A 14,642-nucleotide genomic window follows, 5' to 3' on the forward strand; every position below is an offset into this window, starting at 1 on the left:
CCGGTATCACGCCATGTTATTTCAAATCAATACTATTCAATCGGCCCATGTAGATAAGAATATCCAAGTCTTCTTTATAAGCCTCTAATAGCGCCTTCTTCGTTTTGGTATAAGCGGCAAGCTTGCCATGTTTGTTGATCGAACAAACGACGCTTTGAAATATACAGTTACCTTTTTCATCATAGTGTCTCCAAGCCGCGATATAACAAGGATCCCGAGCTTCCGGGTTATCGAGCGTTGGTCTGGGTTTGTATATGATTTTAGGTTCCAAACTGTGTGGTAGGCGAGTCATCAAGTAAGGATCTTTGAGCAGACGACGCCAATGTTTGCCCCACATCTCTGAACCTAATTCATTACGCAGCTTTATCGCCTTTTTAAGCCCTTTTTTCTCACCAATACGGATATAGCCGACAGAACGGTGCAGCACCGTATCATCCGGCGTATGGATATGAATTTTATAGGCGGTCTTTGCTTTAGAGATAAAGCGGTGACCAGTATTCGTGATTAGATTGCTCTTTTTCATCATTTTTTCTATCGATAAATCTGTTAATACTAATTCTAGATTATTTGACATAGAACTTACAGTAAGCACTGTATATGAATCATAGTGGCTCAAATCAATATTAGGTCAGTTTTTCGTCATAAGAAAAAAGCCTCAACACCGGTTGGGGGTTGAGGCTTTATCAAAATGGCGCTCCCGACAGGAGTCGAACCTGTGGCCTGCCCCTTAGGAGGGGGCTGCTCTATCCTACTGAGCTACGGGAGCAAGGTGGGATAGTTTACTCAATAATTTTGTGAAGTTAACTAGTTAAAACGAAAATTAAAGCTGTTTGTGCATAACATCGCCAATTTGTATGCTGGAGGCGAGATTTTCTTGATCAACACTCAGCTCCGCTTCGTTTTCATAGACGCGAGTAACCGTAAGGGTAATATCACTTTGAGTCACTTTATTTCGTGGTAGCCCTTTCTGATCAATGAATGAACCTGTATGCCACAACTGCAATTGGTCACCGCTTTTAACGCCATGCACACGTCCTAAATCCATCGTGATGGTGTTACCATATTTAGCAACCACTTCGGGGAGTGTTATTTTACATGAAAGTTCGGATTCAAGATCAAGCATGATATTTCGGCTGACACGCAGCATCATGCTGCCAAAGGTTGAAGCCCAAAAACGAGCACTACTAGTATCTATCTGACTGGTTTTGGCGAAGGGCCATTTAGCGACTTCTCTATAATGTCTAGTCATGACTTCTTGGCCTGTTTTGCCATCAAAAACTTGGATTTGCATAGCAAATTGACGGTTAATCACATCATCGGCGAGTAATTTTTGCTCTATCGTGGCAGTTAAATCGGTGATGGTTCCCCCCAAAATGTACTGCGCCCCCGTGTCCTCTGCAATCATGGTTAAGCGTCCTGGGTGTTGTTTTTCAATTGCATAATCTGTGGTGCCAACCGACACAAAACTGCGAGATTCTTGATCGAGTTGGCGGTTGAGTACCTGTGCAAAATCATCTCCCACACTGTAAATTTGCCCCATAACCGCCTGTTGTGGCGATGCAAGATCAATGTTACCCACTAAAAACGTTTTCTTATATTGGCTAACGTGGCAACCTGTTGCCGAAGGATAAATATCAATTCGAGCTTTAACATACATCACTCCCCGACGTGTTTTATTCTCTTCGACTAACACATAGCGTACTTCATGGTTAGTAAACTGGTACTCTTTACGGTCTGATTCCAGCAGTGGTCGCAAGTTACTGATACTACCGATGTCTGCCCCGGCAAAGTTTACCGCCTTATAGATGGCATCTTCCAATGCATTGAGGCGAGCGACTTCCTCTGAGGAAACAATGGCTGACGATCCGGTCACTTCATACCAAGCAGCATTAACGGCTTGAGAAAAGGTAATGGTGCAACATATTGAAAATAAAACAGAAATAATTTTTTTCATTGTTATTTACCAGTTGGGTATAAATTTTGCTTTTAAAATCTTAGCTGATGTAGGCAGTGCGTTTTGAAAGTGTAACAAGTTTTGAAAAGCAAAGAGTGTTCCAAGTTTTTTAATCTGAAGTTTGGAATCAAGATTGCCTCAGTATATCTGGAGATAAGAGAATGAAAAAATGGCTTTCGATAGTGCCAGCAGTTTTGTTAACTGCTTGTGCCTACGCCCCGATTTATAACGGTAAAGAGCCATACAATGGTTCACAGTTTATGCTAATGGAGAGCCCACGTCACACGTTGGACTTCTTTGTTGAAAGCATGACAGAAGATTTGATGGTGTCCAATACTAGTGTTTCTGCTCGCACTCCTATTGCTGTAACATCGTTTGTGGACCTGCAAAGTATGGACGCGACTAACTGGTTGGGTAACTCGGTTTCTGAAGGATTTATCCATCAGTTTCAGCGTCGAGGATTTAAAGTGGTTGATTTCAAAACCACAGGCTCGATTCAGGTAACGCAGCAAGGTGATTTTGCTTTCAGTCGTGACTGGAAAGACCTTGCTCAAGAGCAAGAAATCCAATACATACTGACAGGGACAATGCTTCGTCAAGAAGGCGGTGTATTAGTCAATGCTCGTGTTGTGGGAATGCAGTCTCGTGTTGTGGTTGCTACCGCACAAGGCTTCTTGCCTGCCGATCGTATTGGTCGTGATCTTGATACGCTCAACAGTATCCGTACACAAGATGGTGTGTTAATTCGCTCTGACCCTACGATTAAGCAGCCGTATACTGTTATCTTGCGTCCATAGGAGAAACCAATGAAAAAATGGCTATTACTTCTAGTGACTATCATGATGGTGGGTTGCCAGCCATTGCAAACCATGCGCGCTGATGAATGGTTGACGGCGGTAGGTTATGCCAATATCAGTGAGCAAACTGGGCGTAGTGTGGATGAAAAGCAAGTCCGTGCAATGCGTGCCTCTAAAATCGATGCTTATCGCGAACTGGCAGAGCAAGTCTATGGAATGCGAGTGAGTGGTCGTGCTGAATTACAAGATCAGCGATTGGGCACAGAGCTGACGTCGGGAGCGGTTGATGGTGTTATCCGCGGAGCAGAAGTGGTCCGCAGTTATAAGGTGGGTGACAGTTATGTCACTGAGTTACGTCTCGATATCCGTAAGATGGATAAACTGCGTGACTACGGCGAAGTTCAGCAAGTACCAGAAAAACGTCAACAAACACTCTTCTAAATCTTCCTTCTCTCCAGATCGAAAAAGCGGCAAAGTTTGCCGCTTTTCTGTTTAATTCGTTTCAGCTTAAAAAATTTAGTCACTCAGCTGCATGTTGGTTACGCTTTAATATTGGTCCCTAAAGTGGACACAGTGTGGGTTTGCCCACCAGCGTTATACGTCATGCCAATTTTTCCGTGGCTTTGCTGCATCAAATTATTGAGTTTATTAAAACTGAGTTGTGCACGTTGTAGCGCTTCACCATTAACAAGGTTTGCTTGCTGGCAATCGTGAACAATGGAACGAATCTGATCAACGATTTGCGACAGGAGTACATCTTCAGCCAGGCTCACGACATGGGGATGTTTCGCAATTCGGAGGTCAGTTTGTTGAAGTTGTCCAACTAAGGTCATCTTTTGTTTGGCAATAGCTTCGATTTCACTTGATGAACGGCTCGTAATTGCTAACTTTTCTTGTTCAAGTAGCGAAGAGAGTTCTAGTGCATTTTTCAATTGGAAATCGACTAAGTCTTTTAATACAGCCATTGTATGTTGCCTTAATTAGTCAAAAGTAGGGCTAGTTAAAACCACCCAACTCTTTTTCAAATTTAATCATATTATCAGCCAACTTTTCTGGGTCGACTCTATATGAGCCATTGGCTATCGCATCTTTAATTGCAGCGACTTTGGCACTATCAAAACTTGGCTGAGATACCATTTGGTTGTGCATTTCACCAATGGCCTTACCTTGGGTACTAAGTGATACCGCATCTTGATTTTGGGGTGAACGAGTGACCGAGCCGGATGTCGATGGAGATGCATTCGATTCAGTACGAGCATTACTACGATTTGTCGTCGTTAATGTTTGCCCCGAACGTATGTTATCAATACCTGCCATATGTGAGCCTTATTAATAATAATGGAAACCTGTACAGTCAATATCGACGGTGCTTGTGATTACTTTAGCTTTTTTTTCTGTTTCACTTTCTTAACAACGTAAACACATTTAGAAGTGTAATGAAAGCGTTAAAATTGAACCGTGACTTCGCCAATACCGGTTACTTGTGCATCTATTATACGGTTTGATTTATCATTTTTCACTTTTATCTGCTCACCAAAAATACCATCACTTAAAGCGGTTCCTTTGGTTGTGATGATCATTCCCTGCTTGGCTGCTTGAATCATAACGTTTTCATTACGACATACGACGCATATATCATCTTGCTCAACGACATCGCCAATACGCATGTTTTTTTTCACTTTAGCTCCGACGATACGATTTATATCAGAAAAACCTTGTCGTCTAAAGCGGTGTAAGTCTACCATTGTAATCAAGACATCTTGCTGCGTAATTTGCTGCCCACGAGAAATGGGTACGGCAACGGTGACAAGTGGCAGTGAAATGGTCAGTCTTACAGGAACATAAATTTTCCAGTTATCTTCAATGCATTCAACCAGAACTGTGATATTACTTGCAGAACCATTACTGGATGAGGAAGAGGTCGATAACGGTGTGGGGCAGTCGGTGGCATAAATTCGGTCATCAACATTTGCCGCTTTTACGTTTAACTCCCCGCTGGGAGGCCACTCAATAGTTTCTAAAACATGTTGTTCCGCAGCTTGTTGAATGGCTTCAACTTGCGGCAAAGTGGCAGAATGAAGAGAAAAATTAAAGAAAAACAATAAAAAGCCGATAGAGAGATAAAAATTTCTATAGAAAGCTCTACACTTAGTTATGGAAAGTAGATGTAAACATATTTTTGTATGCATCATTCTGTTTCTCTGGTTTCTTCATAGCCTGTAGTAGACTACCACTTTTTTGCATAAAAGTTTGAGATGGAGATGAGCTTATGACGGGTATTCTTGATTCTGTGAATCAGCGTACGCAACTCGTTGGTCAAAACCGATTAGAACTCTTAACGTTTCGTCTAATGGGACGGCAACGTTATGGTATCAACGTATTTAAAGTTAAAGAGGTGCTCCAGTGCCCTAAGTTAACTTTGATGCCCAATTTACATCGCCTAGTCAAAGGTGTTGCTCATATTCGTGGTCAAACCGTTTCTGTCATTGATTTGAGTTTGGCCGTGGGCGGACGTCCCACCGCGGACCTTGATAAGTGTTTTGTGGTCATTGCTGAATTCAACCGATCTATCCAAGCTTTCTTGGTCAGCTCGGTGGATCGAATTGTCAACATGCACTGGGAAGCCATTCTTCCTCCACCTGATGGCTCAGGCAAAGATAACTACTTAACCGCAGTCACCAATATTGATAACGAATTGGTAGAAATTCTCGATGTAGAGAAAATTTTGGCAGAGATTTCTCCGGTTAATGAGACAATGGATTCATCGATTGGTGAATCTATCGCCCAAGTAGAAACAGAAAAAGAGATCATCCGTCGAATTTTAATTGCCGATGACTCAACCGTTGCGCGTAAACAGGTTCAAAGAGCAGTAGAATCGATAGGTTTTGAAGTCGTTGCTGTTAAAGATGGTAAAGAGGCGTATGAAAAATTGATCGAGATGGCAGCAGAAGGGCCAATTTACAATCAAATATCTTTAGTGATCTCTGATATTGAAATGCCTGAAATGGACGGCTATACATTAACAGCAGAGATACGTAGAAATTCAGATTTGAAAGATCTATACGTTATTCTTCACTCTTCACTGAGCGGCGTTTTTAACCAAGCCATGGTTGAGCGAGTGGGTGCAAACTCATTCATTGCTAAATTCAACCCTGATGAGCTTGGGAATGCGGTGAAAGCTGCACTAGTTAACTAAAGAGAAATTAATGACTGCTATAACTATAAGCGATCAAGAATATCGCGATTTCAGCCGTTTTTTGGAATCTCAGTGCGGGATTGTACTTGGAGATAGCAAACAGTACTTAGTGAGAAGTCGCTTAAGTCCACTGGTTGCTAAATTCAAGTTAACCTCTCTTTCTGACTTGTTACGTGATGTGGTTACGGGGCGAAACCGTGAGCTACGAGTTGCAGCGGTCGATGCCATGACCACCAACGAAACACTGTGGTTCCGTGATGCTTACCCATTCACCGTTTTAGCGGAACGTCTATTACCCGAGGTCGCTGCAAATAAACGCCCTATAAAAATTTGGTCAGCGGCAAGCTCTTCAGGTCAAGAGCCTTACTCAATGGCGATGACGGTGCTGGAAACTCAACAGCGCAAGCCGGGTATGTTGCCGAGCGTAGCCATCACCGCGACGGATATTTCTGCCAGCATGCTGGATATGTGTAAAGCGGGGATTTATGACAATTTAGCACTTGGCAGAGGGTTATCACCGGAGCGTCGCAAAATCTTTTTTGAGGATGCTGGTGATGGCCGAATGAAAATCAAAGATAACGTTAAGCGTTTAGTTAACTTCCGTCCTCAGAACTTAATGGAGAGCTATGCCTTATTGGGTAAATTCGATATTATTTTCTGTCGTAACGTTTTGATTTATTTCTCACCTGATATGAAGTCGAAAGTATTAAATCAAATGGCTAGTAGCTTAAACCCCGGTGGCTACTTATTGCTCGGCGCATCGGAGTCACTGACAGGATTGACCGATAAGTTTGAAATGGTTCGTTGTAACCCTGGCATCATTTATAAACTCAAATAGCCACATTCTTACGTTGAGTTACTTGCTTACGTTTAGTTACTTGCCCAGCTTTTGCTGGGCTTTTTCTTTCCCCTAATTTCGTTTTGATTGGTGAGATTTACTGAAGTTGTGGGCGACAAGTGGATAAAGCGGCGTATATTTTGCTTACATTTCGACGGATTCTTATTTAGATAAAATTGTTGTAAACACGGTTCGTTTTTTAAGTTGGTACGTTAATTGCTTTTAATATGAGTAGTAACAGTCAGTTTTTAGTGTAGAGGCAAACATGGCTATTTCTTTTGACAACGCATTAGGTATTCACCAACACACGGTTGGTGTACGTGAGCGCAATGCTGAGGTGATTTCCACCAATATTGCACAGGCGAACACACCGGGCTTTAAAGCAAAAGGAATGGACTTTCAAAAAGCATTGCAGGCGGCAAGTTCAGGGGCAAGCATTGGTCTTAGCCGTACGGATGGTCGGCATATATCTGCCTCCACGAAAGTAACTGGCGAGAGTCTCTATCGAATTCCGACTCAACCTGATACGGGTGATGGCAACACGGTGGACGTAGATTTAGAGCGTAACTTGTTTATGCAAAACCAGATCAGACACCAAGCCTCACTGGACTTCTTAGGAAGTAAATTCAAGAACTTAACGAAAGCAATCAAAGGGGAATAAGTAGATGAGCTTATTTAATGTGTTCAATGTGACTGGTTCTGCAATGAGTGCTGAATCTGTTCGTCTAAATACGACCTCAAGTAACTTAGCCAATGCGGATAGTGTGAGTAGTTCGGCGAAAGATACTTACAAAGCGCGTCACGCGGTGTTTGGTGCAGAGTTAAGTAAAGCGCGTTATAACCGTGATCATAATGTACCTGTAAAAGTATTAGGTATTGTTGAAAGCGATAAACCGCTTAACGCAGAATATAACCCAGATCACCCACTTGCCAACGATGAAGGCTATATTTACAAGCCTAATGTCAATGTGATGGAAGAGATGGCTAACATGATTTCGGCTTCTCGTTCGTATCAAACGAACGTGCAGGTGGCTGATGCAAGTAAACAAATGCTGCTGCGCACGCTGCAGATGGGTCAATAGGATAAGGAGGTAGCGTATGGCCGGAATAAATAACATTGGTCAAAGCGGCTTGTCTTATATTGACCAGCTGAAAAGTCTTCAAGACCAAAAGAAAACAGAAGAGACAACGGGGAAGCAAGATCTTAAACAAGAAGACTTCCTATCGTTACTCACCAAACAACTGGCTCAGCAAGATCCTTTTAAACCGGTCAGTAATGACCAGATGATTGCCCAAATGGCGTCATTTGCCACAGTTGATGGTATCGGCAAAATGAACACTCAGTTTGAGAGTCTCAACTCGTCGATGACATCCAACCAAGCTCTACAGGCTTCATCACTGGTTGGCCGTGATGTGTTAGTTCCGGGAGCAGCAGGGATCAAAAAAGAGGGTGCTGGGATGGCTGCGATGGTCAAACTTCCTCAAAGTTTAGAGAACTTGTTTGTCCGAATAGAGAATGAAGCTGGACAATTGGTTCGTACCTTTGATGTCGGGGCTAAATCAGCCGGTGATAATCGCGTTGAATGGGACGGTAACGATCAAAACGGTAATCCATTGCCGGGCGGCAAATACCAAGTGAAAGCTTCGGGTTTGCTCGATGGAGAAAGCAAGGAGTTTGCGGTATCGACTTACGCAAACGTCAATAGCGTTCTGCTGGGTAAAGGTGATGGTAACGTACTGCTCAATCTGGCTGGATTTACATCGCCAGTTAAACTTGCTGAAGTACTAGAAGTTGGCAAAGCGTAACTCTTTATAGAGTAGATATGCTAGCTAGATAGGAGATTTTGGAATGTCGTATATATCATTAAGCGGTTTATCCGCAGCTCAGTTAGATCTGAACACCACAAGTAACAACATTGCTAACGCGAATACCTTTGGTTTTAAAGAGTCGCGTGCTGAGTTTGGTGATGTTTACTCAACCTCATTGTTTACCAACTCCAAAACCACTCCTGGTCAAGGTGTTCAGGCGAACAAAGTGGCACAACAATTCCACGAAGGTTCCAGTATTTATACTAATAACCCGATGGACTTGCGCGTTGCGGGAACGGGGTTCTTTGCGGTTGCGAAAGATAAGCTGACGCCTCAACAAAATGAGTTGACCAGAAATGGTGCTTTCCACCTCGATAAAAATGATTACATGGTAACGTCAAATGACGAGTTTTTGCTTGGCTATGATGTTAACCCTGATACTGGTGATGTTCTTTCGTATGAGCCCAAACCTATCAATATTCCTGCTCAGTTTGGTAAACCTAAACAGACAGCCAATGTTGAACTTGGCGCGAACTTGCCAGCTAATGGCAAGTTAAAAGACCCAACCTTGTTTGATATTACTGATCCTGAGACGTACAACCGTACCACCTCATCTACGATCTACGATTCGATGGGTCAGCCTTATAAGTTGACATCCTATTACCTCAAAGATCAGACGCAAGCTAACACATGGCAAACCTATTACACCGTGACGGATAAAACTGGTGAGAAACCAATCAATGTAGTTGGTGGTGATGCTACTACGCCGACAGGTCATATTGGGCATACCATGAAGTTTAATAATGATGGTACGCTAGCCAGCATGAATAATGGTCAGCAAATTGTAACCGAGCCTTTAGGTTTGGGGGCAAACCCAGTTGAACTCAACGGTGCTGATGCCAACCAAACATTGTCGTTCAGTCTCGATTCGGCTACGCAATTTGCCGCTCCATTTGAGTTGACTAAATTTGTACAAGATGGTGCAACCACGGGCTTTTTGACGAAGATCGATTTCGATGAAAATGGCAGTGTGCTAGCCACTTACTCAAATGGTCAAAATACCATTCTAGGACGTGTGGGGCTTGTCCGCGTAGCCAATGAACAGGGCTTAGATAAAAAAGGCGGTACGCAGTGGGATTCGACTCAATTCTCAGGTGATAAAATTTGGGGTGAATCAAACAAAGGCTCATTTGGTACCATCAGCAATGGTGTTATTGAACAATCCAACATTGATATGACTCAAGAGCTGGTGGATCTTATCTCTGCTCAGCGCAACTTCCAAGCGAACTCGCGTGCGCTTGAAGTTCACAACCAGCTACAACAAAACATACTGCAGATCCGTTAATTCTTTTAACGTCATCCAATGGCAATACCAAGTTAGCGGCAATGTTAGCTTGGTATTGTTGCCATCTGTTCGCGGCAATCTTCGTTATATCCTCCCTATTTTTTTTGCAATTACATTTAACCTATTGATTTTTAATTTAAATATAAGTTGGCACGTCAATTGCTTTTAATGATCGAACGATGATTATTGGAGCAGATTATGGATCGCGCACTGTTTCTCGCCATGAGTGGCGCAAAGCAAAACATGCAAGCCATGCAATTAAGAGCGAACAATTTAGCAAACGTCAGTACCACGGGGTTCCGTGCTGATTTGGCGCAAGCTCGCTCAATGCAAGCTTATGGCGAAGGGTTACCGAGCCGCGTGTTTAGCATGACAGAACGTCCTGGACATAATTTTGCGCAAGGCAGTGTCATTACCACAGGGCGCGATCTCGATATCACCATTCAAGGTGACGGTTGGATTTCCATGATGGATAAAACCGGCAAAGAGGGGTTAACCCGCAGTGGCAACCTAAGCATTGACCAAAATGGCATGCTCATAAATGGCAGCGGCCATCTAGTGCTAGATGGAACGGGTGCGCCAATCACTCTACCTATTCCATTGAGTAAAGTAGAAATCGGTAATGACGGTACTATTTCCGTTCGTCCGCAAGGCGCTCCAGCCGATGCGATGGAAGTGGTAGGCCGAATTAAACTGGTTCGACCCAATAATCAATCCCTATACAAAGATACGAATGGTTTATTTCGTGCTAAAGATCCTAATGCAGCATTCGAAGCAGATGCTAGCGTAAAGCTATTAAAAGGTGCGCTGGAAGGCAGTAATGTCAATGCGGTGGGTGAGATGACTAGCTTGATTGAGCTACAACGTCAATTTGAAATGCAAGTCAAAATGATGAGCACCGCAGAAGAGATGGACAAATCATCCGATTCATTGCTTCGTATGAGCTGATAAGCGTTAAAGGAGATTACTATGCAACCTGCATTATGGGTAAGTAAAACCGGGCTTGATGCCCAACAAACCAATATTGCCACTATCTCAAACAACCTAGCGAACGCCTCTACTATTGGTTTTAAAAAGGGTCGTGCGGTATTTGAAGATCTGTTTTATCAAAATATTAATCAACCGGGCGGTCAATCTTCGCAAAATACCAAACTGCCAAGCGGTTTGATGCTTGGTGCGGGTTCTAAAGTCGTGGCAACACAAAAAGTGCATACCCACGGCAACGTACAAACCACGACCAATAGCCTCGATATGATGATTGAAGGTGACGGCTTTTTCCAAATCCTGATGCCAGATGGCAATATCGCTTATAGCCGAAATGGTCAATTTACCCTCAACGACGAAGGGGCAATTGTGACTTCCGGTGCTGGATATAATTTAGAGCCGGAAATTGTTATTCCACCTGATGCAATCTCTATTACTGTCGGTAATGATGGTGAAGTGTCAGTTAGGCTTCGTGGCCAGCAAAATAACCAAGTGGTTGGACAAATTACCACGGTTGATTTTATCAACCCAGGCGGTCTAGAGCCGATTGGTCAAAACTTGTATCTACCGACCGGTGCTAGTGGTGATCCACAAGAAGGGGTGCCAGGGCTTGACGGCCTCGGTGATGTTCGTCAATCCATGCTTGAAACCTCTAACGTGAACGTCACAGAAGAGTTGGTCAACATGATTGAAGCGCAACGCGTTTACGAAATGAACTCAAAAGTCATCTCAGCAGTCGATAAGATGATGAGTTTTGTGAACCAACAACTCTAATCATTAACTAAGAGAATGCTGCGATGAAACGTCTATTGAGTCTTGTATTGGTTACTGCTTTGTCTGGTTGCTCGTTAATGCCGCCACCGGTCGATACTCCTGAAGTGGTTCAAGGTACAACTGTGGTGGACGCGGTTGAAGGGGATAAGTCTGCAGAAGAAGGTTCTGGTTTACTGGACTCAATGCGTAAGCGTTCCGATCCCGTAGCCGGTGATCCTGCTTGGGCCCCTATCCACCCAAAACAGAAACCGGAACATTATGCCGCGGAAACCGGTTCACTGTTTAATTTGGCACAAATGAACAGTCTTTATGATGATTCAAAACCGCGTGGCATTGGCGATATTATTACCGTCAATCTTGATGAAAGTACTAAAGCGGCCAAGAGTGCTGATGCGGATCTATCCAAATCCAATGATGCGTCTATGGACCCACTCGCTGTCGGCGGTAAAGATCTCACTGTGGGTGATTACAATTTCTCTTATGCGTTGAAAAATGACAACAAGTTCAATGGCAGTTCTGCAGCCAACCAAAGTAACAGTATTTCTGGTTCGATCACGGTTGAAGTGATTGAAGTGCTCGCCAACGGCAACTTAGTCATCCGTGGTGAAAAATGGCTCACACTGAACACTGGCGATGAATACATTCGCTTAAGCGGTACCATTCGTCCCGATGATATCGACTTTGACAACACCATTGCTTCTACTCGTATTTCTAATGCACGCATCCAATATTCAGGCACAGGCACCAATCAAGATATGCAAGAACCTGGATTCTTGGCACGATTCTTTAATGTCTCTCTGTAACGCCGGAGTTCTGGCGTAAAGAAACGTAGAAATTAAGGTACTAGACCATGAAAAAATTCACCCTGCTTGTTTTAAGTCTGTTGCTCATCGCAACCCATGCACAAGCGGCCCGTATCAAAGATGTCTCTCAAGTTGCGGGCGTGCGGAGTAACCAATTAGTGGGTTATGGTCTAGTCACTGGGCTACCGGGAACGGGCGAATCGACACCGTTTACCGACCAAAGTTTTAACGCCATGTTGCAAAATTTCGGCATTCAATTGCCGCCGGGCACTAAACCGAAAACAAAGAACGTTGCCGCCGTGATTGTCACGGCCGAATTGCCGGCGTTTTCCAAGCAAGGTCAAAGTGTCGATGTCACCGTTTCTTCGATTGGCTCTGCTAAAAGTTTACGTGGCGGCACTCTAATGCAAACCTTCCTTAAGGGGTTGGATGGTCAAATTTACGCCGTGGCCCAAGGTAATTTAGTGGTCAGTGGTTTTAGTGCCACCGGTGCTGATGGTTCTAAAATTGTCGGCAATAACCCAACGGTTGGCCTGATTTCAGGCGGCGCTATGGTGGAACGCGAAGTGCCAACACCTTTTAGCCGTGGCGATTTTATTATCTTCAATTTGCTTGAATCTGACTTCACCACGGCGCAACGTATGGCAGATGCAGTGAATAACTTCCTAGGCCCAGAGATGGCGACCGCGGTTGATGCAACGTCAGTACGTATCCGTGCACCACGAGATGTTGGGCAGCGCGTCGCGTTTCTTTCTGCAATCGAAAATGTTGAGTTTGATCCAGCGGATGGCTCAGCCAAAATCATCGTTAATTCTCGAACTGGCACCATTGTTGTCGGCCAGCATGTGCGCTTAAAACCTGCTGCGGTGACGCACGGTGGTATGACTGTTGCCATTAAAGAGAATTTGAATGTCAGTCAGCCCAATGCGTTAGCGGGTGGTCAGACAGCTGTGGTGCCTAATAGCCAAATAGAAGTGTCTGAAGCACAAGGTAAAATGTTTAAATTTGAACCGGGTTTGACCTTGGATGATTTAGTGCGCGCGGTCAACGAAGTGGGCGCAGCCCCTTCAGATTTGATGGCGATTCTGCAAGCATTGAAACAAGCAGGCGCGATTGAAGGCCAACTGATCATTATCTAGGAGAGGAAGATGATTAATAATCCCAATGATATTGGCTTTATTCATGATATTGCTAGCTTAGATAAGCTACGTCAGCAAGCGAAAACCGGCGATAAAGAAGGCGAGTCAGCGGCGCTCAAGGCCGCAGCCAAACAGTTTGAAGCGATTTTTACCTCAATGTTGTTCAAATCGATGCGCGACGCCAATGCCGATTTTAAATCTGAGATGTTCAACAGCCAAAACGAAGATTTCTATCGACAAATGCTTGATGAACAAATGTCGAGCGAGCTCAGTGCCTCCGGTTCTTTAGGGCTTGCCGATATGATTGTGGCGCAGCTCAGTCAGGCTAACGGCACCTCGAAAAACGATCCAGCAATAACCGACCCGACGCAAGATGGTTTCCAAGAAGCCATGCGCCGTATAGAACGCAGTAACAACCGCCGCCTCTCAACGCAAGAGACGATCGAACCTAGCAAGGTCGAATCGAGTCGATTTGATTCGCCGCAAGCGTTTGTGGCTTCAATGAAACCTTATGCTGAAAAAGCAGCGCGGGCATTAGGTGTTGACTCTTCACTGCTACTTGCTCAAGCGGCATTAGAAACCGGATGGGGACAAAAAGTTGTTCAAAATGCTCGTGGTAGCAGTAATAACTTATTCAACATCAAAGCGGATAAAAGTTGGTTAGGTGAGAAAGTGGCGACGCAAACTCTTGAATATCATGATAATACACCCGTGATGGAAAAAGCGGCGTTCCGTTCTTATGGAAATTATCAAGACAGTTTTAATGACTATGTTCGTTTTCTCAATGACAATCCGCGCTACACCGTGGCGCTGAACCATAATGGCAGCGATGAGTCTTTCATTCGTGGCCTGCACGCTGCTGGTTACGCGACGGACCCGTACTATGCTGAAAAAGTGCTGAGAGTAAAATCTCAAATTGAAGCAATGGAATAACCCCTCTAAAGCCAGCCTTGCTGGCTTTTATCTTTCCTTTATTTTGTCTAACCTCCTCTTTAAAACTCCT

At 44.0% G+C, this 14,642-nt stretch carries 18 protein-coding genes and 1 tRNA gene; 13 read left to right on the plus strand and 6 right to left on the minus strand.

The features are described 5' to 3' along the window. Positions 1-16: 16 nt before the first annotated feature. From N5E84_RS02055 to N5E84_RS02065, 3 genes are all read right to left on the minus strand, one after another. Entirely contained in the window at positions 17-523 is a 507-nt protein-coding gene (locus N5E84_RS02055; RefSeq protein ID WP_026027396.1) for a Fe3+-citrate ABC transporter substrate-binding protein, read from the minus strand. Positions 524-689: 166 nt separating this feature from the next. Then, positions 690-766 (minus strand) — tRNA-Arg (locus N5E84_RS02060). A gap of 54 nt (positions 767-820) precedes the next feature. Next, a complete protein-coding gene (locus N5E84_RS02065) occupies positions 821-1,954 on the minus strand; it encodes a flagellar assembly protein FlgT (protein WP_019281754.1) in 1,134 nt (377 codons plus the stop codon). A gap of 161 nt (positions 1,955-2,115) precedes the next feature. On the opposite strand from N5E84_RS02065, the gene N5E84_RS02070 reads away from it, so the two are divergent. Further along, on the plus strand, positions 2,116-2,751 hold the full coding sequence (locus tag N5E84_RS02070) for a FlgO family outer membrane protein (protein ID WP_013856244.1): 636 nt from the start codon (positions 2,116-2,118) through the stop codon (positions 2,749-2,751). Between the two features lie 9 nt (positions 2,752-2,760). Continuing rightward, positions 2,761-3,192, plus strand: coding sequence for a flagellar assembly lipoprotein FlgP (gene flgP, locus N5E84_RS02075; RefSeq protein ID WP_017043110.1), 432 nt, complete (start codon positions 2,761-2,763; stop codon positions 3,190-3,192). 98 nt (positions 3,193-3,290) lie between these two features. On the opposite strand, the gene N5E84_RS02080 is transcribed toward flgP, so the two are convergent. The 3 genes from N5E84_RS02080 to flgA form a co-directional block, all read right to left on the minus strand. Further along, the gene (locus tag N5E84_RS02080; RefSeq protein ID WP_013856246.1) at positions 3,291-3,716 is read right to left on the minus strand and encodes a flagella synthesis protein FlgN; all 426 of its coding nucleotides are present in this window, start codon (positions 3,714-3,716) and stop codon (positions 3,291-3,293) included. A gap of 31 nt (positions 3,717-3,747) precedes the next feature. Next, positions 3,748-4,068 (minus strand): flagellar biosynthesis anti-sigma factor FlgM, encoded by a 321-nt coding sequence (flgM, locus tag N5E84_RS02085; RefSeq protein ID WP_013856247.1) that lies wholly within the window; start codon positions 4,066-4,068, stop codon positions 3,748-3,750. A gap of 128 nt (positions 4,069-4,196) precedes the next feature. Next, a complete protein-coding gene (gene flgA, locus N5E84_RS02090) occupies positions 4,197-4,943 on the minus strand; it encodes a flagellar basal body P-ring formation chaperone FlgA (protein ID WP_069212143.1) in 747 nt (248 codons plus the stop codon). A gap of 77 nt (positions 4,944-5,020) precedes the next feature. Here flgA and N5E84_RS02095 point away from each other — a divergent pair, with 77 nt between their 5' ends. From N5E84_RS02095 to flgJ, 11 genes are all read left to right on the plus strand, one after another. Further along, complete coding sequence (locus tag N5E84_RS02095) at positions 5,021-5,947, plus strand: chemotaxis protein CheV (protein WP_013856249.1); 927 nt, start codon at positions 5,021-5,023, stop codon at positions 5,945-5,947. Between the two features lie 10 nt (positions 5,948-5,957). Then, positions 5,958-6,785: a protein-glutamate O-methyltransferase gene (locus N5E84_RS02100; protein ID WP_013856250.1), complete on the plus strand. Its 828-nt coding sequence runs from the start codon at positions 5,958-5,960 to the stop codon at positions 6,783-6,785. A 265-nt stretch (positions 6,786-7,050) separates the two neighbouring features. Next, a complete protein-coding gene (gene flgB, locus N5E84_RS02105; RefSeq protein WP_013856251.1) occupies positions 7,051-7,446 on the plus strand; it encodes a flagellar basal body rod protein FlgB in 396 nt (131 codons plus the stop codon). A 4-nt stretch (positions 7,447-7,450) separates the two neighbouring features. Beyond that, the gene (gene flgC, locus N5E84_RS02110; RefSeq protein WP_010319383.1) at positions 7,451-7,867 is read left to right on the plus strand and encodes a flagellar basal body rod protein FlgC; all 417 of its coding nucleotides are present in this window, start codon (positions 7,451-7,453) and stop codon (positions 7,865-7,867) included. A gap of 16 nt (positions 7,868-7,883) precedes the next feature. Continuing rightward, on the plus strand, positions 7,884-8,591 hold the full coding sequence (gene flgD, locus N5E84_RS02115; protein WP_013856252.1) for a flagellar hook assembly protein FlgD: 708 nt from the start codon (positions 7,884-7,886) through the stop codon (positions 8,589-8,591). Positions 8,592-8,634: 43 nt separating this feature from the next. Continuing rightward, positions 8,635-9,939, plus strand: a complete 1,305-nt coding sequence (flgE, locus tag N5E84_RS02120) for a flagellar hook protein FlgE (RefSeq protein WP_026027395.1) — start codon at positions 8,635-8,637, stop codon at positions 9,937-9,939. Positions 9,940-10,137: 198 nt separating this feature from the next. Next, on the plus strand, positions 10,138-10,887 hold the full coding sequence (gene flgF, locus N5E84_RS02125; RefSeq protein ID WP_026027903.1) for a flagellar basal-body rod protein FlgF: 750 nt from the start codon (positions 10,138-10,140) through the stop codon (positions 10,885-10,887). A 21-nt stretch (positions 10,888-10,908) separates the two neighbouring features. Continuing rightward, on the plus strand, positions 10,909-11,697 hold the full coding sequence (flgG, locus tag N5E84_RS02130; RefSeq protein ID WP_010319379.1) for a flagellar basal-body rod protein FlgG: 789 nt from the start codon (positions 10,909-10,911) through the stop codon (positions 11,695-11,697). 23 nt (positions 11,698-11,720) lie between these two features. Continuing rightward, positions 11,721-12,500 carry a flagellar basal body L-ring protein FlgH gene (gene flgH, locus N5E84_RS02135; RefSeq protein ID WP_017045947.1) on the plus strand — a complete coding sequence of 260 codons (780 nt, stop codon included), beginning with the start codon at positions 11,721-11,723 and terminating at the stop codon, positions 12,498-12,500. 47 nt (positions 12,501-12,547) lie between these two features. Next, positions 12,548-13,639, plus strand: a complete 1,092-nt coding sequence (locus N5E84_RS02140) for a flagellar basal body P-ring protein FlgI (protein WP_019281753.1) — start codon at positions 12,548-12,550, stop codon at positions 13,637-13,639. 9 nt (positions 13,640-13,648) lie between these two features. After that, on the plus strand, positions 13,649-14,572 hold the full coding sequence (gene flgJ, locus N5E84_RS02145; protein ID WP_013856257.1) for a flagellar assembly peptidoglycan hydrolase FlgJ: 924 nt from the start codon (positions 13,649-13,651) through the stop codon (positions 14,570-14,572). The last annotated feature ends 70 nt before the right edge of the window (positions 14,573-14,642 follow it).

The organism is Vibrio sp. J502 (genome assembly GCF_025397955.1).
In the GTDB taxonomy this organism is placed as follows: domain Bacteria; phylum Pseudomonadota; class Gammaproteobacteria; order Enterobacterales; family Vibrionaceae; genus Vibrio; species Vibrio anguillarum.